The organism is Pseudomonas sp. A-RE-19 (assembly GCF_019956555.1).
GTDB lineage: Bacteria > Pseudomonadota > Gammaproteobacteria > Pseudomonadales > Pseudomonadaceae > Aquipseudomonas.
The window spans coordinates 83,549-110,313 of sequence record NZ_JAHBDQ010000044.1 but is presented as its reverse complement, the minus strand read 5'-3'; the positions used below and the strand labels follow the sequence as shown (position 1 = coordinate 110,313).

Here is a 26,765-nt window from a genome sequence, read left to right as displayed (position 1 = left end):
CGGGTGTTCATGAATCGGTTTATTTCAGGGCGGCAGACACCTTGTCCGCCACATCCTTCGGCACCCAAGCCTGCCACACGTCCGGGTGCGCCTTCATGAACGCCTGCGCCGCTTGACGTGGCGGGGTGTGTTTTTCGCTCATGTCAGCCAGGGCCTTGTTCAACGCTTCGATCGGCAAATCGACCTTGCTGAAGAACTCGACAATCTGCGGATACTGCTTCTGAAAAGGCGCGGACACGCCAATGGACAGCTTCGAGGGCAGTGAGCGAGTCGGTTTCGGATTGGGGTTGTCGGCGTCGGTCAGGGTTTTCCAGGCTTCGGCGTCGAAGGGTGGCTCTTGCAGCTGAATCAGCTTGAAATGGCCGAGCAGCGGCGTCGGTGACCAGTAATAGAACAGAACCGGTTTGCCGCGCCGAATCGACGAAGTGATCTCTGCGTCCAGCGCCGCCCCCGAACCACTGCGAAAGTTCACGTAGCTGTCGTTCAGCCCATACGCCTTGAGCTTCTGTTTGTTGACCACTTCCGACGTCCAGCCGATCGGGCTGTTGAGGAAGCGCCCCTTGCCCGGGGTTTCCGGGTCTTTGAACACGTCCTTGTAGCGTGGCAGATCGCTGACACTGCGCAGGTCCGGTGCCATCGCCTTGATGCCCTTGGCCGGGTCACCCTTGATCACGTACTCCGGCACCCACCAGCCTTCGGTGGCGCCCTTGACCGTATCGCCCAGGCTCGCGACTTTGCCCTCGGCCTCAGCCTTGACCCAGACCGGACTGCGACCGGCCCATTCTTCGCCAATGACCTGAATGTCGTTGTTGGCCAGTGCGGTCTCCAGGGTAATGGTCGTCCCCGGCAGGGTGTCGGTCGGCAACCCGTAGCCCTTCTCGACGATGATCCGCAGGATATCGGTGATCAGGCTGCCGCTTTCCCAGTTCAGATCGGCGAAATGAATCGGCGCCTGGGCCGCGAATACCGGAACGGGTGAAGCCAACAAGCCGAACGTGGCCAGAGTGGCGGCCAGTAACCGTCGAAATCCTTTCATGCTTCTGCACCTCGTGCTGTTCACAGCAATAGCAGGATGGCCTGACAAAGAAGACCGCAAGCCTCTGAACACTCAGTCATCTGACTGTAGTAGAGGTTCCTGCTTTCGAGGGGCGAGGATTAATTTTCGGAATGTTCCTGCAAGCGCGCAAGCTCTCTTCTGACCATGCTGGCGTACGCCGCCGGACGCAACATGTAGATCTGTGACGCCACCCAACTCAGCCAGGATCCCTGCAGAACGGCCTTTTGAGCCAACAAGCGCTGCGCCTCGGCGTGGGCACTGGCCTGGTTCTGTTCGTGGAAATCGGCGCGGGTCAGGGTCATTACTCGCTGGCCTTGAAGGTCACCAGTTCACCTTTACGCCATTTGGCGGCCTTGGCGGTCACGGCCTTCAGTGTTTTGGTCAGGCCTTCCTGCAATTGTTGATGGGCCGCGAACACCATCACCACGCTATGACCTTCCTTGAACACAATGCCGTGGCCGTCCGCGGTGGTCACGAACGCGTAGTCACCCAGCCCATATACCGTCAGTTTGATTTCGCGGAACTTGATGTCCAGCTTGCCGCCTTCGCGACTGGGTAATACCGAGGCGCTGAAATGATCGCCGACCTTGAGTTTAAGCCCTGGTTTGTCATCCACTACCAGCGCTGATTCAGTGTCGAGTTCGGCAATGTAAATGCCTTCGGCGTTCTGTTCGGTGATGTAGACGAAACGTGACTGAAACTGTTTAACCAGCTTTGCGCGCAAATCACCCAGTACGAACAAAGCATGCATATCGAGATTACTTACTGCCAAGGAAACATCCCCACATCTGAAAATGACGCCATACGCGGGAAACGCGCACAGCAGAAAAAAGCGGCAATGCCGAGGTGTAGCCAAATGACCCGGGTCGAATCCTGGAATGAGCAGAGGGCCCATTCATCGCGAGGATTGAGAAGATTACTGGAACATCCCTCACGTCGTCTTGCCTGGCGGTCGTCAGATGTTGAAGGAAAACTCCCTTCTGACGGCCAGAGAAAACCGGATTACCAACTTTAGGGAAAAATCTCTTTAAAAAAAGCACTTTTCCGACATATCGCCAGTAAAAAATTGCTTTAGATGAACACCAATCGTCAACCAGTGATGACGATTCTAGAGCAGCGATGCTCACTGAGACTACCCAAAACGACGGACACACGTCGGTAAAACCACGAAAAGGACTTCATATGTGCACACTGACTCACTTTGCCCAGCCTCACACACAGCACACAAATGGCTCGTCACCTCTGCATTCGATGGTGCTCGGCCAGCAGGACTTCCTACCTGAAGAGCCTCTACTCCCACGTTTTCAGGTGGTATTGGCCGGCAACGCCTTTTTCCACATCAGGGAAATATCCACCGGACGTGTAAGAGGTTTCCGCGGCAGTCATAACGAAGCCTGCGCCCTTGCCCGTTCACTCGAGGCAGGCAGTTGAGGCACCTGCCGCATTCACTGCTATAGACGTTTCGTCACGCCGGCGACTTAACTCAGCCGCCGGCAGGCAACTACTGCCATACTGCCCGACCAATGAAACCCGTCCCCAGGGCGGACGGCGCTCAACACAACAGACTATTTCCAAGGGAAGACTGCTACGTGACGGAATTTGATATCGGTGAATTTTTTATCCGGGGCGAAGCCAGAGAGGTCGAAGGCGAATTCCAGGCAGTCATTATCATGCGCGCCAAACCGCCATTGACCACGGTGACGTATCACCAGGTCGAAAAGGATCGCTGGTTCAAGACCGTAGATGTCGCAGCCATTGCCGCCCAGGAAGCTGCCAAAGCCCTGAAGCTTGCCGTCGATGAAGGGGCATTGAAAGCCTGATCATCGAATTTGCAGTCTATGCTCATCCCTGCTTTTGAATATCGCTATCGAACGCCTGAAGCGCGGCTCCCTCGGATGCAATGAAGCCGCACCTCGGATCTCGCACTCGACGCGACGGATGATCAGCAAGGAGATGAAGATGGATTCACCCATTCATGATTTGAAAGGCTTGTTCGACCAGCTCGGCCTGGACTCCAGCGAGAAGGCCATCGACGATTTCATTGCCAGCCATTCACCCTTGGCTGACGACAAAAAACTCATCGATGCCGAGTTCTGGACCCCGCAACAAGCCGGCTTTCTCAAGGAACAACTGCGTGAAGACGCCGATTGGGCGCATGTGGTCGACGACCTGAACCTGCGTATGCACCAGATCCACTAGCCCGGGATTCAATGCAGGCTGTCGGTCATTTCGGCGTTCAACTGCGCCAACCAGGCAGCCCTGCACTCTTCAGCTTCATGGCGACTGGAGAACGCCGTCCCCCGGCGCTCACCGTTGAGCAGCACGACCCAACAGACGCTCTGCCCCATCGCACGCAAACTGGCGGGCACTCCGCTGCCAATCATGACCGCGACATCGACTTTACTGTGCATGCTCACCTCTCGAATTTCATTAGCGACCTAACTATGTAGGCATGTTAATGAGTTCACCCGTGAGGAAACAGCAATGGCCGTGCACAGCTTCATTGCGTAACCGGTAACAATTGCCGGAGCTGTCAGCGAGGACTTTCCGGTTTGTAGCCCAAGCGCAACCCACCCCAATGCCGGCCCTTGAGCATGATCGGTACCGAGAGGTCGTGCATCAGTTCACCGGTGTCGCGAGTATAAGTCTGCAACAATACGGCCTGCTGATGGCTGCCGCAGCGGATCCCGGTGCGGTCGGCGAACTTGCGCTTGGTGCGATTTTGCAAGGTATCGACCTGTACATCACCGGTCAGCGGCTGACTGAACACGGTGTTGTGGGTCGGCACATAACCCTGCTGCGTGCAGGCGATGGCGAACACCAGGCCTTCATGACGCGGCAGCAAAGGTTCCTGAATCGCCGGCAGTACCTGATCGGTGTAGCGATCGAAACGGGTCTGGTATTTGGCCGGGCTGGTGTTGGGGATCGCCTGGTAATTGCGATCAAACAGGTCATCGAGGCTGATCCGGCCCTGGTCGATATCCGCTTCGAAACGCGCCGCAATCTGACTCGCGCCTTCGCGGGCCAGGTCGTAAATCCGTTGGTGATAGTCATCCAGCCCGACTTCGGCAAGACGTTCGCTGATGGTTTCGGCCTGCCCCTCCATTTGCACCGCCGCCCGGGCCAGACGCTGGGTTTGCTGGTCGCTGATCGCCAGGTCACTGCGCATCTGTTCGATGGCGTGGAACAGGCTGTCGAGCTGTTCGCGATTGGTGTCCGCACCCTGAGCGATTTCCCCGACCTGCCTTTCGACGCCGGCGGCCAGGCGCGCGATGTTTTCCAAGTGCTGACCGGTGTGCTCGACCTGCGCGACACCGGTATTCAGATCGCTGGCCAGTTGACGAATCTGCTCCACCACTTGCGCCGTGCGTTGCTGGATGTCCGCGACCATCTCCCCGACTTCACCGGTCGCCGTCGCCGTGCGCGCGGCCAGACCGCGGACTTCATCGGCCACCACCGCAAACCCGCGACCGTGCTCCCCGGCCCGGGCCGCTTCGATGGCCGCGTTCAGCGCCAACAAGTTGGTCTGGCTGGCGATGGACTGGATCACCAGCGTTACCCGCTGGATATCGTCACTGCGCAGGCTCAGGGCTTCGATCAGCTCGCGACTGCTACTGGCACGCTGACTGAGTTGATGCATGCGCGCAATGGACTCGATCAGTTCCGTGCACCCTGCCGCGCTGCTCTGATGAGCCTCACTGGCCGCACTCAAGGCTTCCCGGCTGAGTTTCGACGTGGCGTGTTCGGTGGTGATCATCACTTCAGCACTGCTGACAATCTGCGCGGCGGCGTCGAGCTGCGATTGCAGTTTGTCCGCCAGTTGCTTGACCGAGTAGGCCACGCCGGCGGCCGATAAGGCGTTGTGACTGGTGGTGTAGGAAAGATCGCGGGTCAACGTGGCGATGGCGCTGGTGCTGTCCGTGGGGGCGGCCTCAGGGGCGGTGCGCGAGCGCAGGCGCGGCAGCCAGATAATCACCACGGCCAGGGGCAGGCCAAGGTAAAGCGACCAGCCCGCCAATGCCATGCCGCACAGCAATAGCATCAGGGCGATGCTTTGCAAGGTCGGCGTCAGCCAGCGGGTTTTCGGTAACAGCACTGGAGCAGGCACAGCCTGAACCAGAGATCCGTCTCTCGTCATCTTCGTCACCCCACGCGTCTTCTAATTGTTGTGATCGCATTAAACGCCACTACAAAGCCATTATCTATGGTCCATTAGTAGTGGGCGTTGCAGCAGATCAATAGAAATGCGTGGGATTTTTCGGACGACAAAAAGCTTCACGGGCAAGCCTCGCTCCTACAGATATCCGTAGGAGCGAGGCTTGCCCGCGATGGGGGCGCTACTGAATCAGGCCTGACGCTGGTGCTTGTCGATCTGCTCGTGACGCTCTTGAGCTTCGATGCAGTATTTGGTGGTCGGGCTGATCAGCAGGCGTTTCAGGCCAATGGCCTCGCCGCTGTCGTCGCACCAGCCAAAGCTGTCTTCCTTGATGCGTTCCAGGGCCTGTTCCAGTTGAGGCAGCATGCGCTGGTCGCGATCGATCGCGTTCACCAGCCAGGTGCGCTCTTCTTCGACGGAAGCCGCGTCAGCCGGATCGGCCGGGGTATCCAGGCTCTCGATGGCGATGCGATTCTGCTCGATGCGCTCGTGGGTTTCGACTTTCATCGCTTGCAACAGCTTGGTGAAATAAGCCAGTTGCTCGGCATTCATGTAGTCATCCGCCGGCATGGCCAGCAACTTGTCCTTTGTCATTGATATCTCTATAAAAAAACGTGCATTAAGGCGAATTAGGGAGCGTTCCGCTGAACCTGAGTCGGTCATTGGAAAGGCGCCGTTTATTCCAAGCGCCACCCGGCACTCAATTTACGAGGGGCGGCAGTCTAAGGCCGACTTGAAGCCTCAGCAACTGAAAAGACAGCGAATCTGTCCGACAAAGCCCCGAAAGTGCTCTATGGCAGGCTTTGAGGTGGTCATCGGAGTGCGTTTATAGCAAGAAATTCAATCAAGCGGCGGCATATAGAAGACAAACGGCTGCGCCACGCGGGTCAGGCGTGGCGCATTTTCGTGTTTCTTCCGGCTTCAGCGCTTGAGTTTGCGCTTGTTGCGGTATTGGTCGATGACCACCGCCACCACAATAATCAGCCCCTTGATGATGTCTTGAATATAAGCATCAACACCGACAAAGGTAAAGCCGCTGGCCATGACCCCGAGGATCAATGCGCCGATCACGGTACCGGTGATCCGCCCCACGCCACCGGCCAGGCTGGTGCCGCCGATGACCGCCGCGGCAATCGCGTCCAGCTCATAAGACATGCCCATCCCGGCCTGCCCGGTCGCGGCCCGCGCCGACGCCACCACGCCCGCCAGGCCTGCAAGCAACCCGGCGATGCTGTAGACGATCACCAGATGCCGCTTGACGTTGATGCCGGAGGTGCGCGCCGCTTGCATGTTGCCGCCGATGGCGTAGGTGTACTTGCCGTACTTGGTGTAACGCAGGGCGATGTGAAAAATCACCGCCACCACCAGAAAGATAATCACCGGCATCGCGCCATGTCCGATGGCCGTGTAGGAATCCGAGAGCATGCTCACCGGCTGACCTTCGGTGTAGTAGCGCGCCAGGCCGCGAGCCGAGACCATCATGCCGAGGGTGGCAATGAACGGCGGAATCCCGGTGATCGCAATGATGCTGCCGTTGATCGCCCCCGCCAGCAATCCCACCCCAAGCCCGGCGATCACCGGAATCCACACCGGCAAGTCCGTCAGGGACGGAAACACTGCCCGGGCAAAGTCCGAGGTCTGGGCCAGGCTGGCGGCTATCATTGCCGACAGCGCCAGCACCGAACCGGAGGACAGGTCGATACCGGTGGTGATGATGACCTGGGTCACCCCGATCGCCAGCAGGCCGATGATCGACACTTGCAGGATCATCAGCACCAGGCGCTGAGAGTTCATCAGGAAGCTCTGGTCCCGCACGATCCAGCCGAACATTTCGAAGACCAGGCCAATGCCGATCAGCACCAGGAAGATGCTCAACTCGGTCGGAAAGCGCCGGCGACTCTTGACCGGTGCCACGGCAGGCTTGTTTTCCAGTATCGCGTTCATAACCACTCACCCTTCTATAGCGTCGTCGACGGAGGCCATGGCCACCGCCGGCATCCATTAGTGAACCGCGGACATGCCCGAGGCCAGTTGCATGACCCGTTCCTGGGTCGCTTCGCTGCGGTCGAGGGTGCCCATCAGGTCGCCCTCGTGCATGACCATGACCCGGTCGCTCATGCCCAGCACTTCCGGCAGCTCCGAGGAAATCATGATCACCGCCATGCCTTCGCTGGCGAGGTAGGAAATAAGCCGGTAGATCTCGGCCTTGGCGCCGACATCGATGCCCCGGGTCGGCTCGTCGAGAATCAGGATGCGTGGATTGGTCATCAGCCAGCGCGCCAGCAAGGCCTTCTGCTGATTACCGCCGGACAGCGTGTCGATGCATTGCTCCAGCGACGGGGTTTTCACCCGCAGCTTCTTGCACATGTCTTCACACAACACGCGCAGGGCTTTCTGCTGGATGAAGCCGTTGCCGACGTAATGCGGTAATACCGCCATTTCCATGTTCTCCAGCACCGACAGGCACGGGAACAGGCCACTGAGCTTGCGATCTTCAGTCAACAGCGCGAAGCCCTTCTCGATCGCCATGTGCGGATCGCTGATGCGCACTACCTCGCCGTCGAGGCGGATTTCACCGCCGTCGCTTGGCGTGATGCCGAAAATCGCTTCGGCGACATTGGTTCGCCCCGAACCCATCAACCCGGCGATGCCAAGAATCTCACCGGCATGCAGATCGAAAGAGACGCCCTTGAAAATGCCGTCCAGCTTGAGGTCGCGTACCGACAGCAACAGGTCGCCGATCGGCTTTTCGCGCACCGGGAACAACTGGCTCAGCTCGCGGCCGACCATCATCGAAATCAGGCTGTCGCCGTCCATGCTGTCGGCCCGTTGCAAGCCGATGTAGGCGCCGTCACGGAACACCGCCACTTCATCGGCGATGTTGAACACTTCGTTCATTTTGTGAGTGATGTAGATGATGCCTTTGCCCTGGCTCTTGAGGTCGGCAATGATCGAGAACAGGTGCGCGACTTCCTTATCGGTGATGGCCGAAGTCGGTTCGTCCATGATCAGGATGTCGGAGTCGTAGGACACCGCCTTGGCAATCTCGACCATCTGCCGTTCGGCGATGCTCAGGTTACCCACCTGCTCTTCCGGGTCGAGGTTGATCCGCAGACGCTCCAGCAATTGCGCCGTGCAACGGTGCATCTCGCGGTGGTCGATCATGTGCAGACCGTTGAGCTGTTCACGGCCGATCCAGATGTTCTCGGCGATGCTCATGTGCGGCATCAGGTTGAGTTCCTGATGGATCATCGCGATCCCGGCCTGGAGCGCAGCCAGGGGTGTTTCGAAGACCACCGGTTTGCCCCGCAGGCGCAGCTCGCCAGCGTCCGGCTGGTAGATGCCGGCAATGATTTTCATCAGGGTCGACTTGCCTGCGCCGTTCTCGCCCATCAGTGCCAGCACGGAACCGGGGCGCACCCGAAGCTGTACGTCGGACAAGGCCACCACACCGGGAAAACCCTTGCTGACGTTGATGATCTCCAGCAGGTACGGCTCATCGACAGGTGTTGCGGTTGGCTGGACACCCATAAACGGGGTGCTCGAAGCAGTCGCTGAAGCGAACATGATCAGGTCCTCCATCAGCAAGGTCGCGTTGCAACCTTGCGTGCTTATTGTTGTTATCGAACGGACGGGCTATTTGAAGGTGTCGACGTTTTGCAGCGTGATCAGACGATATGGCACCCACACGGCCTGTTCAACCGGTTCGTTCCTGGCCATTTTCACCGCCGTGTCGATCGAACCGTCCGCCTGACCCTTGGCATCCTGGAACACCGAGACCAGCAGAGAGCCCTTCTTCACCGCGTTCAAACCGTCGGGCGTACCGTCGACACCGGCGATCAGCACACTGCCTTTGGCAACGCCAGCCTGTTGCAGGGCCATTGCCGCGCCAATCGCCATCTCGTCGTTGTTAGAGACCACTGCGTCGAATTTGCGGCCCTGGGTCAGCCAGTCGTTGACCAGGGTCATGCCCTTGTCCCGCGACCAGGTGCCGGACTGCTCTTGCTCGATCTTGATGTTCGGGTACTTGGTCAGCACCTCTTTGACGCCCTTGGTGCGGTTGGTGGTGGAGTTGTTCGCGAGGTCACCCAGCAGAATCACGATGTCGCCCTTGCCGCCCATCTTGTCGGCCAGGTACTGCATCTGCATCTGGCCGGCCTCCAGATCGTTGGAGGCGACAGTGACCACGCCTTTGGGCAGGTTCAGGTCATCGGGACGACGATTGACGTACACCAGCGGAATACCGGCCTTGACCGCTGCTTCAGTGATTTTTTTGGTGGCGGCGGTATCCACCGGATTGACCACAATGGCGTCGACCTTCTGACTGATGAAGCTTTCTACCTGGCTCAGTTGCTTGACCACGTCGCTGCGCGCGTCTTCGAACTGCAGCTTGACGCCATCGGGATAGGACTTGGCTTTTGTGTCCATGGATTCGCGCAGGTAGGTCAGCCAGGTGTCATCGAACTGCGACATGCTGACGCCGATCTTCATGTCAGCGAGTGCGGCGCCGCTGGCGAACATCAGGGACAAGGCCAGCGAGGCGAAACGGATGTTGGTCTTCATGAAAAGTCTTTCTCCACATTCTTGTTGGTTTTATGGATAAGGCGTGACGATTTCAGTGAACGGGCAAGCGGACAATCGGCGCACCCGGAATACCGCAGACCAGGGCGCCCTTGCGTTCGACGCAAAGCAAACGAAAGAAGGAATGAAACGAGACGCGAGGCAAGTCGCGAGAGAGGTGCAGCGCGCAACGTAAAGCATGCAAAGCAGAGTTGAAGGTTTTCATCGACGGTACCTGGCTTTTGTTTCTTGTTTTTGGTGCGTCCTTCACCCGTTCAAGGCCTGCTTGAGCGTGATCGGACGTTGATAGTCGGCAACCTGGAAATGACTTTATTGGAAAATAATTTCTATATCAACTCATTTTAGAATTTTATTCTGATTTTGTTCCATGGCTCTCAAATGGGCTCAACGCCACCACTTGATGCCGCTCGAAGCTGAGTCGCGCAGCGTCTAGCACGCGGGTGGTCGCCAGTGCATCATGGGCATCGACCGGCAGTGGGCCACCGCTCTGCAACGCGGTTTGTAGCTGCAAATAGAACTGGTTCCAGCAGCCACGCTCGGACGGCACCCGCTCCCGCACTTCGCCCTGCTCGAACCAGCCCCAGCGCCGGTGCTCTTCGACACCCCAGCGCTCGCCTTCGGATTTCGGCGTAAGCCCGGCGAGGGTCGACGCTTCCTGCCCGTCCAGCCCCTCGACGCTGTAACAGCCTTGGGTGCCCGTCACGCGAAAACGCGGGCCGGGTGTGTTTTGCAGGCAACTGCCGCCCAAGTGCGAGGTCACGCCGCTGGCATGGGTCAGGGCCATGAAGAAGCCATTGTCGAAGACCTGGCCTTTTTCAAGGTATTCCAGTTCGGCATAAACACGGGTGACGGGACCGAACAACAGCAGCGCCTGATCCACCAGATGGCTGCCCAGATCGCGCAGGAAACCGCCACCGCTGCCGTTGTTCACCGACTGTGGCGAATAGCGCTCGATCCGCGATTCGAAACGGGTGATCTGGCCCAGCGCACCGGACTCGATGAGTTTGCGCACGGTGAGAAAGTCCGAGTCCCAGCGCCGGTTCTGGTAGACGCTCAGTTGCACGCCCTGACGCTCGGCCATGGTGATCAGGGTTTGCGCCTGTTGCGCATCGGCGGCGAACGGTTTGTCGCTGACCACCGCCACCCCGTGTTCGATGGCGTCGAGCACCAGCGCCGGGCGACCTTTGAGCGGCGTGGACACCACCAGCACATCGACCCCGGCTTCGACCAGTTGGCCAATGCTGTCGAAGGCCGGCACGCCAGGGTGTTCCGTGGCCAGCAATTGCCGGCGCTCGGCGGATCGGGTGACCACGCCCACAAAGCTCGCCGCCGGCAAACTGCTGATCAGCGGAGCATGGAAAAACCGGCCGCCATGGCCGTAACCGACAAGTCCGATACGCATCATTGATTCCTGTGTTCGCATGATCCGTAGGAGCGAGGCTTGCCCGCGAAGCTTTTAGCGATCTTGAGGGCCTCTTCGCGGGCAAGCCTCGCTCCTACAGGGATAGGGTTATTGGCAGAGTTCTCGGGTGACGCGTTCGAGCATCATCCGGTTGGACTCGTCCGGCCGGTCTTCCCAGGCGAACACCGAGACAGTGGCGATGCCATCGAACTTGATCTCGCGCAAGGTGCCGAAAAACGCGTCCCAGTCGACCTCGCCCTGGCCGATGTCCAGATGCTGGTGCACGGTGGCGGTGACGCCCGGCGGGTTGACGATGTAGCGCAAGCCCGAGGAAGCCTTGTGGTTGTAAGTGTCGGCGATGATCAGGTGGCTCAGTTTCGACCCGGCGTACTTGAGCATCGAGGCGATGTCACCCTGGCCATCGTCGTAGAAAAACGTGTGTGGCGCGGCGTAGAGGTAGTTGATCCAGTCCCGGTCCAGCCCGCGAATGATGTCCACCGACTCGTTATTGCGCTCGCAGAAATCATAAGGATGGGCCTGAATATCGAGCTTGATGCCTTCGCGTTCGAACTCGGGGATCAACTCGTCCATGGAGCGCATGAACTGGTTCTCGCACACCAGCGGGTTGTCCGACTGGCCGGTGAACTCGGTGTTGACCAGTTCGCAGTCCATCTCCACGGCAATCTGGATCGCCCGCTTCCAGTTGCGCACGGCGGCCACACGCAAACCTTCATCGGCGGCGGCCCAGTGGTACATCGGTAATAAGGAAGAGAGTTTGACCCCGGTGTCGCTCAAGGCTTTGCGAAATTCCTTGATCCGCGCCTTGTCGACTCGCGGGGCTTTATAGAAGGGCAAGAAATCTTCCCGGGGTGACAGCTCGATGTGTTCGTAACCGAGCTCGGCGACCTTGTCGACCATCTTGCCCAGGGACAGGCTGCGGTACATGTAGGGGTCGAGTGCGATGCGCATGTTTTTCTCCTTGATCAGGTCCTTAGCCTTACCACTCCTGTGGGAGCGAGCCTGCTCGCGATGACGACAGCACATCCAACATCAATGTGACTGTCAGATCGCAATCGCGAGCAGGCTCGCTCCCACAGGGGATCGGGTTTAGTCGTAGAAGCGGGGGCGGTCTGGCAGGCCGACTTTTATGATCTGCCCACTGTTCTGCGCTTCGATGCAGGCATCCGCCGCCACCGCCGCCGCAAAACCATCCCACGCCGACGGCCCGCCCACCTGCCCGGCCCGCACGCCATCGATGAACGCCTGCAACTCGACGTCATACGCGGCGATGAACCGGTCCTTCCAGTCCATCAGAATCGCATTGGACAGCTTCGCCCCGCTGCGCAATTGAACCTGCGACGGTTCCGGCAGTTTGGCGATGCCCGTCTCCCCCACCACTTCGCACTGGATGTCGTAGCCGTACTGACAGTTGACGAACACTTCCACATCGATGCGCGTGCCCTTGGCGGTTTCCAGCAGCACGATCTGCGGGTCTTTCAAATGGGCGTGAGCCTTGCTGGTCTTGCGCGGGAACACCACTTGCACCGACACATAGTCGTCGTCGAGCAACCAGCGCAACACGTCCAGCTCATGGATCAATGTGTCGGTGATCGCCATGTCGGTCTTGTAGTTCTCACCCACGGTCGGGTTACGGTGAGCGCAATGCAGCATCAACGGCTCGCCGATCTGGCCGCTGTCGATCACTGCTTTCAACGCCCGATACCCTTCATCGTAGGGGCGCATGAAACCGACCTGCACCAGCCGCTTGCCGTGAGCCACTTCGGCCTCGACGATCTTGCGGCAACCTTCGGCGGTGACGGCCAATGGCTTCTCGCAGAACACCGGTTTGCCGGCGGCAATCGCTGCCAGTACAAACTCTTCGTGGCTCGGGCCCCAGGAGGTCACGAGGATCGCTTCGACTTCCGGCGCCTTGATCAGCGCATGACCGTCGGGATAGACCTCGGCCGTCAGCTTCAGATCGGAAACGACCTTGGCCGCTTGCTGCAAATTGATGTCGGTGACCGCGACAACCTGGCTGTTGAGCAAGGTCTGGCTGCAACGACGGATGTGGTCCTGGCCGATGGCCCCGGTGCCGATGACGCCAATGCGCAACGAATTGGAAAGCAAAGACATGTAAACACTCCTGTGGGTTCGTTCAGGGCAATCAGTATTGACGGGCCTTGGCCAGTCGCTCGTTGAGGGTCTTGGCCACCGCGTCGGTGCGGGCGCTGGTCGAGACCTGCGCCACGCCGACCCGCCACCACGACAGGTATTTGTGAATCATGGTTTTGGGCAGGACCTTGATGTCGATCAGCGTCGACACGGTCTGCAACCGCGCATCCGCCAACGCGGCTTGCAACTCTTCAACGGTGTTCACTTTGTAAGTCTTACAGCCGTAAGCCGCCGCGCTCATGGCGAAATCCACCGGCACGAAACCGCCATCGAGCTTGCCGGTGTCCGGATTACGGAAACGGAACTCGGTGCCGAAGCTGTCCATGCCGTGTTCCATTTGCAGGTTGTTGATGCAGCCGAAGGTCATGTTGTCCAGCAGCACCACGTTGATCTTGCGCCGCTCCTGGATCGAGGTCGCCAGTTCCGAGTGCAGCATCATGTAGGAGCCGTCGCCCACCAGCGCATAGACCTCGCGCTCAGGCTCGGCGAGCTTCACGCCCAGTGCGGCGTTTACCTCGTAACCCATGCACGAATAACCGTACTCGACGTGGTAGGTGTTCACGCCTTTGCTGCGCCAGCTGCGCTGCAAGTCGCCGGGCAAACTGCCGGCGGCGGCGACGATCACGGCGTCATCGGCCAGGGTTTCATTGAGCACGCCGAGTACCCGGCTTTGGGTCAGGCAGGAACCGGTCAGCTCGATGAATTCGCGCAGCACCGCCGGGTCCAGGTGGTCGTTGATTTCCGGGACGAAATCTTTCGCCTGGTATTCGACCTGATAAATTCGATCGACTTCCTCATCCAGTTGCGCCTTGGCCTGACGGGGTTGATCGTCCCAACTCGAGCGGTAATCGCCCAGCGCTTCGGCCAGTGCCTGCAAACCGGTTTTGGCATCCGCCAGCAGTTGCACGCCGTCGAGTTTCAGGGCATCGCAGGGGCTGATATTGAGGTTGAGAAACTGCACATCCGGGTGTTTGAACAAGGATTTCGACGCGGTGGTGAAATCACTGTAGCGCGTGCCCACACCGATGATCAGATCAGCGTCCCTGGCCAGCAGGTTCGCGGCCAGGCAACCGGTTTCACCGATGCCACCGACGTTCAGCGGATGACTGGACACCACCGCGCTCTTGCCGGCCTGGGTTTCGGCGAAGGGAATATCGAAGCGCTCGGCGAACGCCTGCAATGCTGCATTGGCGCCGGAGTATTTGACCCCACCGCCGCAGATGATCAGCGGTTTGCGCTTGCCTTTGAACAGTGCCAAGGCATCACCGAGCATCGCTTCGGTGGCCGGGCGACGCTCAATGCGGTGCACGCGTTTTTGCAGGAAGTAATCGGGGTAGTCGTAAGCCTCGGCCTGCACGTCTTGTGGCAAGGCCAGGGTCACGGCGCCGGTTTCGGCGGGGTCGGTAAGCACGCGCATGGCGTGGATCGCCGCCGTCATCAATTGCTCGGGACGGTTGATGCGGTCCCAGTATTTGCTCACGGCCTTGAAGGCATCGTTGGTGCTGATGCTCAGGTCGTGGAACTGCTCGATCTGTTGCAGCACCGGGTCCGGTTGGCGGCAGGCATAAACGTCGCCAGGCAACAGCAGCAAGGGAATACGGTTGGCGGTGGCTGTCGCGGCAGCGGTCAGCATGTTCGCCGCACCCGGGCCCACCGATGAAGAACAGGCGTAGATCTTGCGCCGCAGGTGTTGCTTGGCGAAACCGATGGCGGCGTGGGCCATGCCTTGCTCGTTGCGGCCCTGATGGACGATCAGGTCGCCACTGTCCTGTTCCAGGGCTTGCCCCAGACCCAGCACGTTACCGTGGCCGAAAATGGTAAAGATCCCGGCGACGAATTTGCTCTGAACGCCATCGACCTCGATGTACTGGTTATCGAGGAATTTCACCAGGGCCTGGGCCATGGTCAGTCTTGTTGTGGTCATAACCGCCCCTTTCAAATACACACTTGATCCCTGTAGGAGCTGCCGAAGGCTGCGATCTTTTGATCTTGTTTCTAAACAGCAAAGTCAAAAGATCGCAGCCTTCGGCAGCTCCTACAGGGGAAGTGTCAACTAAGAGATTTGCTCAGGTGATCCATGCTCGCGCCGATCGCCGTCCGGATATCCGCCAGGCCATGGACGCTGTCGGCAAACGGTTCGAACGACAGGTAGCCGCTGTAGCCGGTAGCGAGCAAGGTTTCGATCTGCGTCGCGTTGCCGAGGATATCGCCCTCGCCCACCAGCACCCGGTGACCATCGCGGATGGTCGCCAGCGGCGCCTCGCCATCTTCAACGCCAGAGATGTGCACCAGCCCGGTCAGTTCGGGGAAGAACTCATGTTCGCTGGCCAGGTGATGGTGAAAGGTGTCATGCACCAGACGGAACACATCCAGCCCACCGATGGCCTTGATTGCATCGACCGCTGTGCGTTTGCGCCGCAGCGAGCACTCTTCGAAACCCAGCGGCTCGATGAAACCGAGGATGCCGTGATCGCGCAGGATCGGCGCCAGTTCACTCAGCGCCGTGCGCAGCCCGGAAGCACGCTGCGCCTCGGTGCGTGGATCAGCGCGGTCGTTCAACGGGCACATGACCAAACCCTGCGCACCGCAATCACGGGCATAGGCGGCGAGCTTCAGCGCCTGTGCGCGGCGTTCGTCATTCCAGACATCGAACGGATACAGCGCGTTGATCGACAGCACGGTGATGCCTTTGGCGGCGCACAATTCACGGACCTGTTCGGGCGCGGTGCCGTCCTCGATTTCGACGCCTTTGAGGTCGTTGCGGATCTCGATAGCGTCGGCCTTGAGGGTCACCGCCAATTCGATGAACGCGGGCAGGGATAAACGTGGGGCGACCATACGGTTCAGGGCGAATCGCAGGGGTTTGTTCATTATTGTTGTTCTCCGCACAAGTGAATTATTTGGCCGTCGGCATGCTGAATTCAGGGCCCTTGGCAATGCTGTCGGGCCAGCGCTGCATCACGCTTTTGTAGCGGCTGTAGAAGCGGATGCCTTCTTCGCCATAGGCATGGTGATCACCGAACAGCGAGCGCTTCCAGCCACCGAACGAGTGCCAGGCCATGGGCACCGGAATCGGTACGTTGATGCCGACCATGCCGACCTTGATGTTGCGGGCAAACGAGCGGGCGATGCCGCCGTCGCTGGTAAAGCAGGACACGCCGTTGCCGAACTCATGGGCGTTGATCAGCGCCACGGCGCTGGCGAAGTCCGGCACCCGCACGATGCCCAGCACCGGCCCGAAGATCTCTTGCTGGTAGATGCTCATCTCGGTCGTGACGTTGTCGAACAGCGTCGCACCGACGAAGAAGCCGTTCTCGGCCCCCGGCACCTTGAAGTTGCGCCCGTCGACAATCAGCTGCGCGCCCTGGGCCACGCCGTCGCCGATAAAGCCCTCGACCTTGGCCTTGTGTTCGGCGGTGACCAGCGGCCCCATGTCGCTGTCGCCCTGCATACCATTGCCGACTTTCAGTTGATCAATGCGCGGCAGCAGTTTGGCAATCAGTTGGTCGCCGACATCACCGACGGCCACGGCAATCGAAATCGCCATGCAGCGTTCGCCGGCCGAGCCGTACGCCGCACCGATCAACGCATCCGCCGCCTGATCCAGATCGGCATCGGGCATGACGATCATGTGGTTCTTCGCCCCGCCCAGCGCCTGTACGCGTTTGCCGCGTGAGGTCGCTTGCTGGTGGATGTATTCGGCAATCGGTGTCGAGCCGACAAAGGAAATCGCCTCGATGTCCGGGTGTTGCAGCAAGGCGTCGACCGCGGTCTTGTCGCCCTGGACCACGTTGAACACACCGTCCGGCAACCCGGCTTCGGTCAATAATTTCGCCATCAGCAAACTGGCCGACGGGTCGCGCTCGGAGGGTTTTAGGATGAAGCAGTTACCGGTGACCAGCGCCAGCGGAATCATCCACAGCGGCACCATCACCGGGAAGTTGAACGGGGTTACGCCGGCACAAACGCCCAAGGGCTGGCGCAGGTTCCAGTTGTCGATGCCGCCACCGATGTTGTCGCTGAACTCGGTTTTCAGCAGGTTCGGCGCGCCACAGGCGTATTCGACGATCTCGATGCCGCGCGTCACTTCGCCCTTGGCGTCCGAGAACACCTTGCCGTGTTCACGGCTGATGATTTGCGCCAGTTCGTTGTGATGATGGTCGAGCAATTCCTTGAACTTGAACATCACCCGGGAACGGCGCAGGGAGGATTGCTCGGACCACGCCGGGAACGCCTTCAGGGCCGAGGCGACGGCATCGTCCACGGTCTTCTGGCTGGCCAGCCCGACACGCGCCTGAACGCTGCCGGTGGCCGGGTTGAAGACATTGCTGAACCGCTCGCTGCTGTCCTGCACCTGACCGTCGATGTAATGGCCTATTACCGGGGCATCGCTCATTGTTCTTGTTCTCCGTTCGGATGTTGGAATTCAGGCTTTTTGGTTCAGAGCTCAAGCAGCCAACTGTGCTGCGGATCGTTATGGAACTGCCAGACGCGTTTCGGGCCGGCCATCACGTTCAGGTAATACGACTCGTAGCCGTAGGGCACGCTGACCGGGTGATAGCCTTTGGGCACGACCACCAGGTCGCTGTTTTCCACGGCCATGGCCTGATCAATGCTGCGATCATCGGTGTAGACCCGCTGGAACACCAAGCCCTGGGGCGGGTTGATCTGGTGGTAATAGGTTTCTTCGAGAAAACTCTGGTGCGGCAGGTCGTCGGTGTCGTGCTTGTGCGGCGGGTAGCTCGACGAGTGTCCGGACGGCGTGCGCACTTCCACCACCAGCAGCGAATGGGCTGGCTCGGTGTCTGGCAGGATGTCGCAGACGTAACGGGTGTTGGCGCCCTTGCCGCGCACGCTGCGTTTCATGCTGTCGGGTTTGATCAGGCGTGGACCGAGGTTTTCGGCGGTCGAACCGGGCGCGGCGCAGACGGCGATTTGCACGTCGCTGAGCGCCACCACTTGCGCCTGGCTGCCGGGCGGCAAGTACACCGCGAACGGGGATTTGTCTTCGAAGACCGATTGGCGATCGCCGATGTTGTCCCAATTGAACGCGCCCTGCCCCGGCGCTTCGCCTTTGACGCTGACCCGACCGCTGAGCAGCACCAGGCACAGTTCCTTGTCACCCGCGCTGACTGGCAGGGTTTCGCCGAGGCTCAGGCGGTAAGCGGCGAAACCGACGTATTCCAGCTCACCCTGCCCCAACTCGACCATGGTCCGGCCGCGAGCATTGCTTTTGACCAACAGGCTCATCGCGCGGTCCTCTCATTGAGCAGTGCACGTAAGGTGTCGTAGCCTTTTTTGGCGTAAACGTAACTCGGTGCCACCGCCGGATCCTGCTCGGCCTCGACCACCAGCCAGCCGTGGTAATCGGCAGTCAGCAGCACATCAAGCAAGGCGCCGAAGTCGATGTCGCCATCACCGGGCACAGTGAACGTGCCGTTGATGATGCAGTCCGGGAAGCTCCACAGGTTATTGCGCGCCAGTTGCACCACCGGTTTGCGCACATCCTTGAAATGCACGTGGCAGATGCGTTCGATGTGTTTGCGCAGCACCTGCAACGGCTCGCCGCCGCCCATGTAGCAGTGGCCCGAATCGAACAGCAGGCCGACTTCGCTGCCGGTCAACGCCATCAATTTGTCGATGTCCGCCGGGGATTCGACGTAGGCACCCATGTGGTGGTGATACGCCAGGCGCACGCCTTGGGACAGGGTGAAGCGCGCCAGTTCGGTGAGTTTGTCGGCGTACTCCTGCCATGCCTGCTCGGTGTGAAAACGCGGGCGCTCTATCAGTGGAATGCGCTGGCCTTGAATGGAGTCGGCGACTTCGCCATAGACCAGCACCTTGGCGCCGTTCTTCGCCAGCAGCTCGACATGGCTGGCGATGGCGTCGATTTCCTCGGCCACGGAGCGGCGGGCCAGACGGCTGGAGTACCAGCCGGAGACCAGCGCCAGATCGTAGGGCCGCAACACGTCGCCGACGCCTTTGGCATCTTTGGGGAATTTGCCGTTGAGTTCGAAACCTTCGTAGCCGATGTCCTTGCCCTCGCTCAGGGCGGTGCTCAACGGCGTCTCGCCGCCGAGGGAAGGCAGGTCATCGTTGCTCCAGGAGATCGGGTTGATGCCAATTCGGATAGCGGGCATGGCTGCACCTTTTATTGTTTTACATAAATCAGTAAGAACGACGCTCCCACAGGTTCAGTGTTCACACATTGAAAATGTTCAATTCCGGGCCGTGCGCCAGGCTTCGATCAATTCGACGAACGTACCCTGCACTTGGCGGATCAGCGTTTCGTCGTCGATTTCACCGGCCATCCACGCGCGGCTCGGTTCCTGAAAAATCGTCCGGCCCACGGCGAAACCTCGGCAGGTCTGGCTCTGGCTGGCTTGTTGAAACCCTTCGGCCAAGGCCGCCGCTGGCGCATTCAGGCCCAGCAGCACCACGCCACGGCAATACGGATCGCGTTCCTGAATCAGTTCGTCGAGTTGCTTCCATTCCTCGGCGCTTTGCGCTTCGATCTTCCACCACGCCGGGTAGATGCCCAGGTTGTAGAGGCGTTTGATCGCGCGATACAGCACGTCCGGATGGGTAGACGGGTGATCCTTGGGCGGAATGATCTCCAGCAGCAGTTCATGACCGCTGACCTGGGAAGCCTGATACAAACCCTTGATCTGCGCTTCCTGTTCCAAGCGCAGCAGCGGTTCATCGTCGGGATGGAATTGCACCAGGCATTTGATGATCTGCTCTTGCGGCCAGGCGATCAGGTTGCTGCCGATCGAACGCCCGTGTTCGAACGCCAATGGCCGCGAACCCTGCACTTCCACCGGCCGCGCCACCCACCAGCCACGACCGGTGGCGGCGTTCAGCGCGTCCTGACCGAAACGTTGATCGGCCAGCAAGCCGACATCGGCATCGACACCCTGCTCACGCAAATCCGCTTCGGCCCGCTCCACGGCCTGGATAAAAAGTTGTTTGAGTTCGCCGATAGCGCTCAGGTCGCGCCCGCCCTTGTGGGCCAGCTCCACCAATTGCCCGCGATGATCGAAGGCGAAGATGAACAGTTGTTTCCACTGTTTGCGCGGCACGCTGACCTGATGCAAACGCTGTAACACGGCGTCCTGATCCGGCCGGGTGATCGGCACCGGGCTGCTGAACAGGTAATCGAGTTCGGCGCGGGTCGGCATCGCCGGGGCACAGGCATGGCGCGACACCACCAGACCGCCGCAGGCATTGGCCAACTGGCAGCAGCGCTCGTCGCTGGCATCCTCCAGCCAACCGCTGAGGAAACCCGACATGAAGGCATCGCCGGCTCCCAGCACGTTGAGCACTTCGACCCGCACGCCGGGATGGATCTCACCGTCTTCAAGACGCACCGGGATCACGCCGTGAATCACCGTGCAGCCTTGTGGGCCAAGCTTGACCACCAGAGTCGCCGCGCTCAGGCGCCGCACATTGCGCAGCGCGGTGAGCAAATCCTCGGAGCCGCCGGCGATCAGGAATTCTTCTTCAGTGCCGACGATCAGATCGAAACGCGGGAGGATTTTCTGTACGTGCTGGCTGACGTTCTGATCGGCGACGAACCGGGTTTCGCCATCCGCCTTGCCGGCCAGGCCCCAGAGCACCGGGCGATAGTCGATATCCAGCACCCGTTTGACGTTGTGCTTCTCGGCGTAGTCGAGCGCCTGAATGCTCGCTTTGTAGACACCGTCGGTGGAGAAATGGGTGCCGGTGATCAGCAAGGCTTTGCTGGAAGCGATAAAGGCTTCGCTGATGTCTTCGGCCCGCAGCGCCATGTCGGCGCAGTTTTCGCGGTAGAACACCAAGGGAAAGGTTTCGCGGTCCTTGAGGCCCAGCAGGACCATGGCGGTCAGGCGTTCCGGATCGATCTTGATACCGCTGACGTCACAGCCTTCGCGGGTCAGCGATTCAACCAGGAAGCGACCCATGTGGTCGTCCCCTACCCGGCTCAGCATCGCCGACTTCAAACCCAGCCGAGCGGTGCCGAAGGCGATGTTGGCGGACGAACCGCCGAGGTATTTGGCGAAGCTGCTCACATCCTCCAGCCGCGCCCCGACTTGCTGCGCATAGAGGTCGACGCCGAGGCGCCCAAGGCAAATCAGATCCAATTGACGCCCACTGGCAAAACGAGTCTGGCCCATGCTGGCTCCTGTTATTTTTATCAGCCTGCGTTCGGGACGATGAAGGCGCCGAACACTCTTGGTGGATGCAGACTAAAACGACCGGGACCGAACAATCAATAATTATTCTAAATATTTTTTACGTGGAATATTTTTTCCAATAAACTTCTGCACAAGCGTTCCAGACACAGTGCATCGTTTCAGCAGACCCCATGACGGTCGCAAGCTCAAGATTTTATTCCGGCCTACCCTGTAGACTGCGCACAGCCAACCTATTGTCAGGGGACGACGCAACCTGTCATCCCTATAAGAACAAGCCAGAAGGATTCCTTATGTCCCGCACCGATCAGCCGGCTACGACCGAGAGCACGCCCGACAGCGATCTCCCCAGCCCCCCGATCAATGCCGAGCGTTTGTTGCAGCTGATCACCGATGAATACGAAAGCCTGCCGCGCCAGCTCAAACGCATCGCCAGCTACATGAGCCAGCAGAGCGACCGGATCATGGTCGACCGCATCAGCGACATCGCCCGTGAATGCGAAGTGCACCCGTCGGCCATCGTGCGGTTTTCCCAGCGTTTCGGGTTCAGCGGTTTCAGCGAAATGCAGGCGCTGTTTCGCGAGGCCTACACCCACAAGACCACACCGGTGCAGAACTACCAGCAACGCATCCGCAGCATGATCGCCAACAAGTCGCAGAAGGCCAGCGGCGGCGATCTGGCGCGCGAGTGCATCAACGCCACCCTGTCGGGCATTGAGCGGCTGGGGCTGGAACTCGATGATCAGGCCTTCGATAAAGCCGTAGACCTGGTGGTGAATGCCGACAACATCTACGTAGTCGGGGTGCGCCGCTCATTCGCGGTGGCCGATTACCTGGTCTACAACCTGCAACACACCAACAAGCGCATCCATTTGGTGTCGGGTCTGGGCGGCAGTTACCGCGAGCAGATGCGCAGCGTGCGCGCCAATGACCTGGTGATCGCCATCAGCTTCACGCCCTACGGCAAGGAAACCCAGCACTGCCTGCGTATCGCCCAGCATCATCAGGCGAAAACCCTGATCATCACCGACAGCAACCTTTCCCCTTTGGCCAAGCGCGCCAGCACTGTGTTGCTGGTCAACGAGGGCAGTTCGTTTGCCTTTCGGTCATTGAGTGCGACCTTGTGCCTGTGCCAGGCGCTGTTTATCGCCGTGGCGTATCGGCTGGAATTGAAGGTCGATGAGATTCATGAGCAGGTGGGTTTTGAGGATTAGCGTTAGCCTTTGAGGATTAGCGCCAGGCCTTGCAGGTCGCTGCACCTCAGCTAAGGTTGTCCATCCCCCAAGGACGTCTGAAGGAGAGGCTCAATGAAACTGATCGGCATGCTGGATTCGCCCTACGTGCGGCGCGTCGCCATTTCCGCCAAATGCCTGGGCATACCGCTGGAACACGAGTCGGTTTCGGTGTTCAGAACCTTCGAGCAATTCCAGCAGATCAACCCGGTTGTGAAGGCGCCGACCCTGGTGCTGGATGACGGTGAGGTGTTGATGGATTCGACGCTGATCATCGACTACCTGGAGGCTCTGGCCGCGCCGGGTAAAAGCCTGATACCCAACGATCTGGAGCAGCGCTTGCGCTCGCTGCGACTGATCGGCCTGGCGTTGGCGGCGTGCGAAAAGTCGGTGCAGCTTTACTACGAACGCAACCTGCGGCCAGCGGAGATTCAGTACGCGCCTTGGGTGGAACGGGTCGAAGGGCAATTGGCTGCGGCGTATTCGGCGCTGGAGCGAGAGCTGGAAAAACAGCCGCTGAAAACCGACGGTTCGATTGCGCAGGACGGGATTACCCTGGCGGTGGCCTGGAGTTTTACCAACCTGATGGTGCCGGATCAGGTAGAGGCCGCGCAGTTTCCGCGGATCAGCGCGTTCACGACGTATGCCGAGGGGCTTGAGGTGTTTGTCAGTACGCCGATCGATTGAAAGATACGGCGCCAGTACCGAACCCATCGCGAGCAGGCTCGCTCCCACAATTGATCTCCATCGGTTGCACATTTCTGCATCCGACGCAGAACCCCTGTGGGAGCGCGCCTGCTCGCGATGGCGTCCTCAGGCCATTTTCTTCAGGTCAGGCTTCGGCACCACTTCAAACCGATCCGCCAGAAACGGTGCGATGTCCAGCGGCAAGGCCTCGTTGTTCACCAGTTTATCCAGCAACACCCCAGTGATCGCCGACGTCAGGATGCCAGTGCGAAAGTGTCCGCAGGCATTCAGGTAACCCTCGACCCCTTTCATCGGCCCGAGAATCGGCAGCTCATCCGGCGAGCCCGGACGCAACCCCGCCCAGCAGCGTTTCAGGTTGATGTCGGCCAGCGCCGGAATGCAACGCAGCGCGCCTTGCACCAGGCCGCTGATTTCCGGGTAGGTGGTGGTCACATCGAAACCTTTGTCTTCAGTGGTGCTGCCGATCAGGATTTCGCCATTGTCTTTCTGCGCCACGTAGCAGTCACTGGTGGTCAGGCAACCGTGCAGGATCTTCGGCATGCGCTCGGTCAGCAGGATCTGGCCCTTCACCGGTTTCACCGGAATGCGAATCCCGGTGGCCTGCTCGCTGAGGTCAGCGGCCCAGGCACCGGTAGCGTTGATCAGCGTGTTGCAATGGAACACCCCGGCCTCGGTGGTCTGCACGCCGCTGACCCGCGAGCCGTGGTGCAGCACGCCGGTGACGTTGGTGTTGAAATACAGATCCACACCGTTTTGCCGCGCACCTTCGGTGTAGGCGTCAGCCAGGCGGAACGGGCTGACTTGATGATCGCAGAGAAACTCCAGCGCCCCCTTCGCCTCATGGCTGACACTCGGTTCAGCTTCGCGCAGCGCCGCTTGATCGAGCCAGCGCACCTGATCTGCCAGATGCGGAATGCAGGCGGCGATGTGTTCGGCGTAGAGGTGGTCTTCATCGTCATAAATCACGAATTTCAATCCGGTCTTTTCGAACTTGAAATCCATCCCGTGGTTTTCCTGCAACTCCCGGTGCAGGTCCGGGTACATCGCGTTGGACTGCAAGGCGAAATCGAAGAATGACTGCGGCAGGATGTGCGGCGTGCTGGAGTCCACGGCCACCGCCGCGCCATGGGCTTCGCGCTTGCGATTGGCCGACATCATGCGAAAGAAAATCACCCCGCACCCCAGGCCCACCGATTCGCCGATCGCCCACAGGCCGCCGGCCGAAGCCCGGGTCGCGTTGCCCGGACGCTTGGCATCGATCAGCGCGACTTTGAGGTGTTTGCGCTTGGACAATTGATAGGCACAGGACGCCCCGATCACACCGCCGCCGGCGATGACCACGTCGTAGAACTTACTCATGGCTTGCGGCCTCCTTGCCGACAGGCTGGAACGCTGAAAAAGGAATCGGATCGACGGGAAAACGCGGTCGCAACCAGCCCACATCCTGCCGGCCGGTGGCTTCGCGTAAACGGTCGGTGCAATAACCGACACACATGCGTCCCTGACAATCGCCCATGCTCACGCGGGTGCGCATTTTCAGGCTGGCCAGGTCCCGCACGCCCTGCTCCAACGCCCGATCGATGTCGGCGCGGGTCGCGTGTTCACAGCGGCAGATCACTGTGTCGGCGGCCGGTAATGCGATTTGCCCGGCACCGCGTTCGGTGTAGCGGTCGACGGCGGCTCGAAAGCGCACGATGGACTTGAGTTTCGACAGGTAACGGTTGCGCCTGACAAGCGCCAGCTCCGAGCCCAGTACATCGCGTTGCAGCAAGATCGACACCGCCGCGATCCGTCCCGCGAGCATGGCCGCCTCGCCTCCGCGAATCCCGCCCATGTCCCCGGCCAGATGCACGTGAGGCTCGCTGCTTTGCTGCCAGACATTGGCGCTGGCCCGCAGATAACCGTCAGCGCTGAAACCGTGGTTCAGGCCCATTTGCTGGCTGAGTTGGGTGCGTGGAATGAAGCCGTAGCCGACCGCCAGGGTCTTCGCGGCAATTCGTTCGGCGCGGCTCAGGTCCGGTACCCAGGTGTCGGAGTACGGCGCGACGGTCACCGAACGCAAGTCGCCCTCGCCCTGCGCCTCGACCACGCCCCAGCCATAGTGCATGGGAATGCCGTGGAGTTTCAGGTACGCGAGCATGCTCAAGCCATCGAGAAACAGCTGCGGTTTATTCAACAGCCCCAGGCTTTCCCGAGCGATCTTGCCGAATGCGCACGCCTCATAGACCCCGGCGACGCTCACCCCGCAAGTGTGCAGCTGGCAAGCCACCAGCGGCAATAACGGACCGGTGCCCGCGATCACCACTGGCCCCTGGGGTTTGACGACGCCGCTCTTGATTTGCAGTTGCAGACCACCCAGGAGAATCACGCCGGGCAAGGTCCAGCCGGGAAACGGCACGCTGCGCTCATGGCAACCGGCCGCCAACAGCAACTGCGGATACTCGATCTCCTGCACGCGTTCATCGGCGTCCAGCAGCACCAGTGCGCGAGTACCTTCGGCACCGACCACGCGATGGTTCAAGCGCACGTCGATCAGGCCCGACTGCTCCCGGAAATCTCCATGCAGTTTGGCCAGCACTTCCGAATAGCGCGGCCCCAGATAGTCCAGTTGAACGTTATCGCGCAAGGGGCCGCGATAGACCACGCCGCCGAGCCGCGAAGCTTCTTCAAGCAAGGTGCTGCGCACCCCGTGCCGAGCCAATTCAATGGCCGCGGCCATACCCGCCGGGCCGCCGCCGACGATTACTGGATGCAGGCTCATAACACCTCCTGCCCGGCGATGCGGTTGACTCGGGTTTCGACGTTCATGCCTTCACGCACGATGGTCTGGCAGGCGCGACGTTTGTGTCGGCCATTGATTTTCACCAGGCAGCACTGGCACACGCCCATGCCGCAATAGGCACCGCTGACTTGGTCGTGATCGTTACGGGCCACTTGGCGAATGCCCAGTGATTGAATGACCGTCAGGACGGTTTCGCCGATGGCGGCGTTGACGGTTTGGCCATTGATGCGCACGGTCAGGTCCGCCTGTATCAGCGGCTGGATATCGAAGGTTCTGTCTTGACGCTGCATTGCGACGTTCATCCTTGAAAAGTTCAGGTAAGGGTTGCTCAGCTCCATGCTGCACTTACACCTGCGGGGCCCGATGACAGGCGACATCGAGTGGGCCTGCCCGGGCACTTCGTCAGCGCATCAGCTGCGCGCTGATGCACCGTATTCGATGTCGCAGCAGGGGCCTGGATTGTTCACCGTAAGGCATATCGCCGAACGGAATGTTGATCCA

27 protein-coding genes are annotated in these 26,765 nt (G+C 59.9%); 5 read left to right on the top strand and 22 right to left on the bottom strand.

Translation table 11 applies throughout. From position 1 onward, the window contains the following. Nucleotides 1-19: 19 nt before the first annotated feature. From KGB14_RS22235 to KGB14_RS22225, 3 genes are all read right to left on the bottom strand, one after another. Nucleotides 20-1,036: an ABC transporter substrate-binding protein gene (locus tag KGB14_RS22235; protein ID WP_223488837.1), complete on the bottom strand. Its 1,017-nt coding sequence runs from the start codon at nt 1,034-1,036 to the stop codon at nt 20-22. A gap of 119 nt (nt 1,037-1,155) precedes the next feature. After that, a complete protein-coding gene (locus KGB14_RS22230; RefSeq protein ID WP_223488836.1) occupies nt 1,156-1,359 on the bottom strand; it encodes a hypothetical protein in 204 nt (67 codons plus the stop codon). Beyond that, complete coding sequence (locus tag KGB14_RS22225; protein WP_007907879.1) at nt 1,359-1,829, bottom strand: hypothetical protein; 471 nt, start codon at nt 1,827-1,829, stop codon at nt 1,359-1,361. Before KGB14_RS22225 ends, KGB14_RS22230 begins: the two co-directional genes overlap by 1 nt. 410 nt (nt 1,830-2,239) lie before the next feature. On the opposite strand from KGB14_RS22225, the gene KGB14_RS22220 reads away from it, so the two are divergent. The 3 genes from KGB14_RS22220 (at nt 2,240) to KGB14_RS22210 (ending at nt 3,256) form a co-directional block, all read left to right on the top strand. After that, nucleotides 2,240-2,488: a hypothetical protein gene (locus KGB14_RS22220; RefSeq protein WP_223488835.1), complete on the top strand. Its 249-nt coding sequence runs from the start codon at nt 2,240-2,242 to the stop codon at nt 2,486-2,488. Between the two features lie 158 nt (nt 2,489-2,646). Continuing rightward, nucleotides 2,647-2,877 (top strand): hypothetical protein, encoded by a 231-nt coding sequence (locus KGB14_RS22215; protein WP_223488834.1) that lies wholly within the window; start codon nt 2,647-2,649, stop codon nt 2,875-2,877. A gap of 139 nt (nt 2,878-3,016) precedes the next feature. Beyond that, the gene (locus KGB14_RS22210) at nt 3,017-3,256 is read left to right on the top strand and encodes a DUF2789 domain-containing protein (RefSeq protein WP_223488833.1); all 240 of its coding nucleotides are present in this window, start codon (nt 3,017-3,019) and stop codon (nt 3,254-3,256) included. 8 nt (nt 3,257-3,264) lie between these two features. On the opposite strand, the gene KGB14_RS22205 is transcribed toward KGB14_RS22210, so the two are convergent. The 16 genes from KGB14_RS22205 to KGB14_RS22130 all read right to left on the bottom strand — a co-directional run bounded on the left by KGB14_RS22205 (nt 3,265) and on the right by KGB14_RS22130 (nt 21,524). Next, a complete protein-coding gene (locus KGB14_RS22205) occupies nt 3,265-3,468 on the bottom strand; it encodes a hypothetical protein (protein ID WP_223488832.1) in 204 nt (67 codons plus the stop codon). Nucleotides 3,469-3,590: 122 nt separating this feature from the next. Continuing rightward, a complete protein-coding gene (locus KGB14_RS22200; RefSeq protein WP_411740801.1) occupies nt 3,591-4,814 on the bottom strand; it encodes a methyl-accepting chemotaxis protein in 1,224 nt (407 codons plus the stop codon). A 588-nt stretch (nt 4,815-5,402) separates the two neighbouring features. After that, the gene (locus KGB14_RS22195; protein WP_223488830.1) at nt 5,403-5,807 is read right to left on the bottom strand and encodes a TraR/DksA family transcriptional regulator; all 405 of its coding nucleotides are present in this window, start codon (nt 5,805-5,807) and stop codon (nt 5,403-5,405) included. A 327-nt stretch (nt 5,808-6,134) separates the two neighbouring features. Beyond that, a complete protein-coding gene (locus KGB14_RS22190; protein ID WP_223488829.1) occupies nt 6,135-7,157 on the bottom strand; it encodes an ABC transporter permease in 1,023 nt (340 codons plus the stop codon). Between the two features lie 57 nt (nt 7,158-7,214). Next, nucleotides 7,215-8,780 (bottom strand): sugar ABC transporter ATP-binding protein, encoded by a 1,566-nt coding sequence (locus tag KGB14_RS22185; RefSeq protein ID WP_223488828.1) that lies wholly within the window; start codon nt 8,778-8,780, stop codon nt 7,215-7,217. 69 nt (nt 8,781-8,849) lie between these two features. Continuing rightward, nucleotides 8,850-9,776 carry a sugar ABC transporter substrate-binding protein gene (locus KGB14_RS22180; RefSeq protein ID WP_223488827.1) on the bottom strand — a complete coding sequence of 309 codons (927 nt, stop codon included), beginning with the start codon at nt 9,774-9,776 and terminating at the stop codon, nt 8,850-8,852. 52 nt (nt 9,777-9,828) lie between these two features. Continuing rightward, complete coding sequence (locus KGB14_RS22175) at nt 9,829-9,999, bottom strand: hypothetical protein (protein ID WP_223488826.1); 171 nt, start codon at nt 9,997-9,999, stop codon at nt 9,829-9,831. Nucleotides 10,000-10,143: 144 nt separating this feature from the next. Then, nucleotides 10,144-11,196 (bottom strand): Gfo/Idh/MocA family oxidoreductase, encoded by a 1,053-nt coding sequence (locus KGB14_RS22170; protein ID WP_223488825.1) that lies wholly within the window; start codon nt 11,194-11,196, stop codon nt 10,144-10,146. 108 nt (nt 11,197-11,304) lie between these two features. Further along, entirely contained in the window at nt 11,305-12,165 is an 861-nt protein-coding gene (locus KGB14_RS22165; RefSeq protein ID WP_223488824.1) for a sugar phosphate isomerase/epimerase family protein, read from the bottom strand. A gap of 138 nt (nt 12,166-12,303) precedes the next feature. After that, on the bottom strand, nt 12,304-13,329 hold the full coding sequence (locus tag KGB14_RS22160) for a Gfo/Idh/MocA family protein (protein ID WP_223488823.1): 1,026 nt from the start codon (nt 13,327-13,329) through the stop codon (nt 12,304-12,306). 31 nt (nt 13,330-13,360) lie between these two features. Continuing rightward, the gene (iolD, locus tag KGB14_RS22155; protein ID WP_223488822.1) at nt 13,361-15,292 is read right to left on the bottom strand and encodes a 3D-(3,5/4)-trihydroxycyclohexane-1,2-dione acylhydrolase (decyclizing); all 1,932 of its coding nucleotides are present in this window, start codon (nt 15,290-15,292) and stop codon (nt 13,361-13,363) included. Between the two features lie 125 nt (nt 15,293-15,417). Beyond that, nucleotides 15,418-16,239, bottom strand: a complete 822-nt coding sequence (locus KGB14_RS22150; protein WP_223488821.1) for a TIM barrel protein — start codon at nt 16,237-16,239, stop codon at nt 15,418-15,420. Nucleotides 16,240-16,264: 25 nt separating this feature from the next. Beyond that, complete coding sequence (locus tag KGB14_RS22145) at nt 16,265-17,764, bottom strand: CoA-acylating methylmalonate-semialdehyde dehydrogenase (RefSeq protein ID WP_223488820.1); 1,500 nt, start codon at nt 17,762-17,764, stop codon at nt 16,265-16,267. Nucleotides 17,765-17,808: 44 nt separating this feature from the next. Then, nucleotides 17,809-18,618, bottom strand: a complete 810-nt coding sequence (iolB, locus tag KGB14_RS22140; RefSeq protein ID WP_223488819.1) for a 5-deoxy-glucuronate isomerase — start codon at nt 18,616-18,618, stop codon at nt 17,809-17,811. Beyond that, a complete protein-coding gene (gene iolE / locus KGB14_RS22135; RefSeq protein WP_223488818.1) occupies nt 18,615-19,508 on the bottom strand; it encodes a myo-inosose-2 dehydratase in 894 nt (297 codons plus the stop codon). Before iolE ends, iolB begins: the two co-directional genes overlap by 4 nt. Before the next feature lie 78 nt (nt 19,509-19,586). Beyond that, the gene (locus tag KGB14_RS22130) at nt 19,587-21,524 is read right to left on the bottom strand and encodes a bifunctional 5-dehydro-2-deoxygluconokinase/5-dehydro-2-deoxyphosphogluconate aldolase (protein ID WP_223488817.1); all 1,938 of its coding nucleotides are present in this window, start codon (nt 21,522-21,524) and stop codon (nt 19,587-19,589) included. A 311-nt stretch (nt 21,525-21,835) separates the two neighbouring features. Here KGB14_RS22130 and KGB14_RS22125 point away from each other — a divergent pair, with 311 nt between their 5' ends. Both KGB14_RS22125 and KGB14_RS22120 read left to right on the top strand, forming a co-directional pair. Then, a complete protein-coding gene (locus KGB14_RS22125; protein ID WP_223488816.1) occupies nt 21,836-22,756 on the top strand; it encodes a MurR/RpiR family transcriptional regulator in 921 nt (306 codons plus the stop codon). Nucleotides 22,757-22,849: 93 nt separating this feature from the next. Next, the gene (locus KGB14_RS22120; RefSeq protein WP_223488815.1) at nt 22,850-23,461 is read left to right on the top strand and encodes a glutathione S-transferase; all 612 of its coding nucleotides are present in this window, start codon (nt 22,850-22,852) and stop codon (nt 23,459-23,461) included. A 126-nt stretch (nt 23,462-23,587) separates the two neighbouring features. Here KGB14_RS22120 and hcnC read toward each other — a convergent pair whose 3' ends face one another. Genes hcnC through KGB14_RS22105 form a run of 3 tightly spaced genes read right to left on the bottom strand, consistent with a single transcriptional unit; the run spans nt 23,588 to nt 26,554 of the window. Then, entirely contained in the window at nt 23,588-24,841 is a 1,254-nt protein-coding gene (gene hcnC / locus KGB14_RS22115) for a cyanide-forming glycine dehydrogenase subunit HcnC (RefSeq protein ID WP_223488814.1), read from the bottom strand. After that, nucleotides 24,834-26,243 carry a cyanide-forming glycine dehydrogenase subunit HcnB gene (hcnB, locus tag KGB14_RS22110; RefSeq protein WP_223488813.1) on the bottom strand — a complete coding sequence of 470 codons (1,410 nt, stop codon included), beginning with the start codon at nt 26,241-26,243 and terminating at the stop codon, nt 24,834-24,836. Before hcnB ends, hcnC begins: the two co-directional genes overlap by 8 nt. Next, complete coding sequence (locus KGB14_RS22105) at nt 26,240-26,554, bottom strand: (2Fe-2S)-binding protein (RefSeq protein WP_223488812.1); 315 nt, start codon at nt 26,552-26,554, stop codon at nt 26,240-26,242. Before KGB14_RS22105 ends, hcnB begins: the two co-directional genes overlap by 4 nt. Nucleotides 26,555-26,765: the final 211 nt, after the last annotated feature.

Excerpts from the sequence above, each read along its gene's own strand:
- KGB14_RS22235 (WP_223488837.1), bottom strand. The coding sequence starts at position 1,036 with ATGAAAGGATTTCGACGGTTACTGGCCGCCACTCTGGCCACGTTCGGC.
- KGB14_RS22230 (WP_223488836.1), bottom strand. The coding sequence starts at position 1,359 with ATGACCCTGACCCGCGCCGATTTCCACGAACAGAACCAGGCCAGTGCC.
- KGB14_RS22220 (WP_223488835.1), top strand. The coding sequence starts at position 2,240 with ATGTGCACACTGACTCACTTTGCCCAGCCTCACACACAGCACACAAAT.
- KGB14_RS22210 (WP_223488833.1), top strand. The coding sequence starts at position 3,017 with ATGGATTCACCCATTCATGATTTGAAAGGCTTGTTCGACCAGCTCGGC.
- KGB14_RS22205 (WP_223488832.1), bottom strand. The coding sequence starts at position 3,468 with ATGCACAGTAAAGTCGATGTCGCGGTCATGATTGGCAGCGGAGTGCCC.
- KGB14_RS22200 (WP_411740801.1), bottom strand. The coding sequence starts at position 4,814 with ATGATCACCACCGAACACGCCACGTCGAAACTCAGCCGGGAAGCCTTG.
- KGB14_RS22195 (WP_223488830.1), bottom strand. The coding sequence starts at position 5,807 with ATGACAAAGGACAAGTTGCTGGCCATGCCGGCGGATGACTACATGAAT.
- KGB14_RS22190 (WP_223488829.1), bottom strand. The coding sequence starts at position 7,157 with ATGAACGCGATACTGGAAAACAAGCCTGCCGTGGCACCGGTCAAGAGT.
- KGB14_RS22185 (WP_223488828.1), bottom strand. The coding sequence starts at position 8,780 with ATGTTCGCTTCAGCGACTGCTTCGAGCACCCCGTTTATGGGTGTCCAG.
- KGB14_RS22180 (WP_223488827.1), bottom strand. The coding sequence starts at position 9,776 with ATGAAGACCAACATCCGTTTCGCCTCGCTGGCCTTGTCCCTGATGTTC.
- KGB14_RS22175 (WP_223488826.1), bottom strand. The coding sequence starts at position 9,999 with ATGAAAACCTTCAACTCTGCTTTGCATGCTTTACGTTGCGCGCTGCAC.
- KGB14_RS22170 (WP_223488825.1), bottom strand. The coding sequence starts at position 11,196 with ATGCGTATCGGACTTGTCGGTTACGGCCATGGCGGCCGGTTTTTCCAT.
- KGB14_RS22165 (WP_223488824.1), bottom strand. The coding sequence starts at position 12,165 with ATGCGCATCGCACTCGACCCCTACATGTACCGCAGCCTGTCCCTGGGC.
- KGB14_RS22160 (WP_223488823.1), bottom strand. The coding sequence starts at position 13,329 with ATGTCTTTGCTTTCCAATTCGTTGCGCATTGGCGTCATCGGCACCGGG.
- iolD (WP_223488822.1), bottom strand. The coding sequence starts at position 15,292 with ATGACCACAACAAGACTGACCATGGCCCAGGCCCTGGTGAAATTCCTC.
- KGB14_RS22150 (WP_223488821.1), bottom strand. The coding sequence starts at position 16,239 with ATGAACAAACCCCTGCGATTCGCCCTGAACCGTATGGTCGCCCCACGT.
- KGB14_RS22145 (WP_223488820.1), bottom strand. The coding sequence starts at position 17,764 with ATGAGCGATGCCCCGGTAATAGGCCATTACATCGACGGTCAGGTGCAG.
- iolB (WP_223488819.1), bottom strand. The coding sequence starts at position 18,618 with ATGAGCCTGTTGGTCAAAAGCAATGCTCGCGGCCGGACCATGGTCGAG.
- iolE (WP_223488818.1), bottom strand. The coding sequence starts at position 19,508 with ATGCCCGCTATCCGAATTGGCATCAACCCGATCTCCTGGAGCAACGAT.
- KGB14_RS22130 (WP_223488817.1), bottom strand. The coding sequence starts at position 21,524 with ATGGGCCAGACTCGTTTTGCCAGTGGGCGTCAATTGGATCTGATTTGC.
- KGB14_RS22125 (WP_223488816.1), top strand. The coding sequence starts at position 21,836 with ATGTCCCGCACCGATCAGCCGGCTACGACCGAGAGCACGCCCGACAGC.
- KGB14_RS22120 (WP_223488815.1), top strand. The coding sequence starts at position 22,850 with ATGAAACTGATCGGCATGCTGGATTCGCCCTACGTGCGGCGCGTCGCC.
- hcnC (WP_223488814.1), bottom strand. The coding sequence starts at position 24,841 with ATGAGTAAGTTCTACGACGTGGTCATCGCCGGCGGCGGTGTGATCGGG.
- hcnB (WP_223488813.1), bottom strand. The coding sequence starts at position 26,243 with ATGAGCCTGCATCCAGTAATCGTCGGCGGCGGCCCGGCGGGTATGGCC.
- KGB14_RS22105 (WP_223488812.1), bottom strand. The coding sequence starts at position 26,554 with ATGCAGCGTCAAGACAGAACCTTCGATATCCAGCCGCTGATACAGGCG.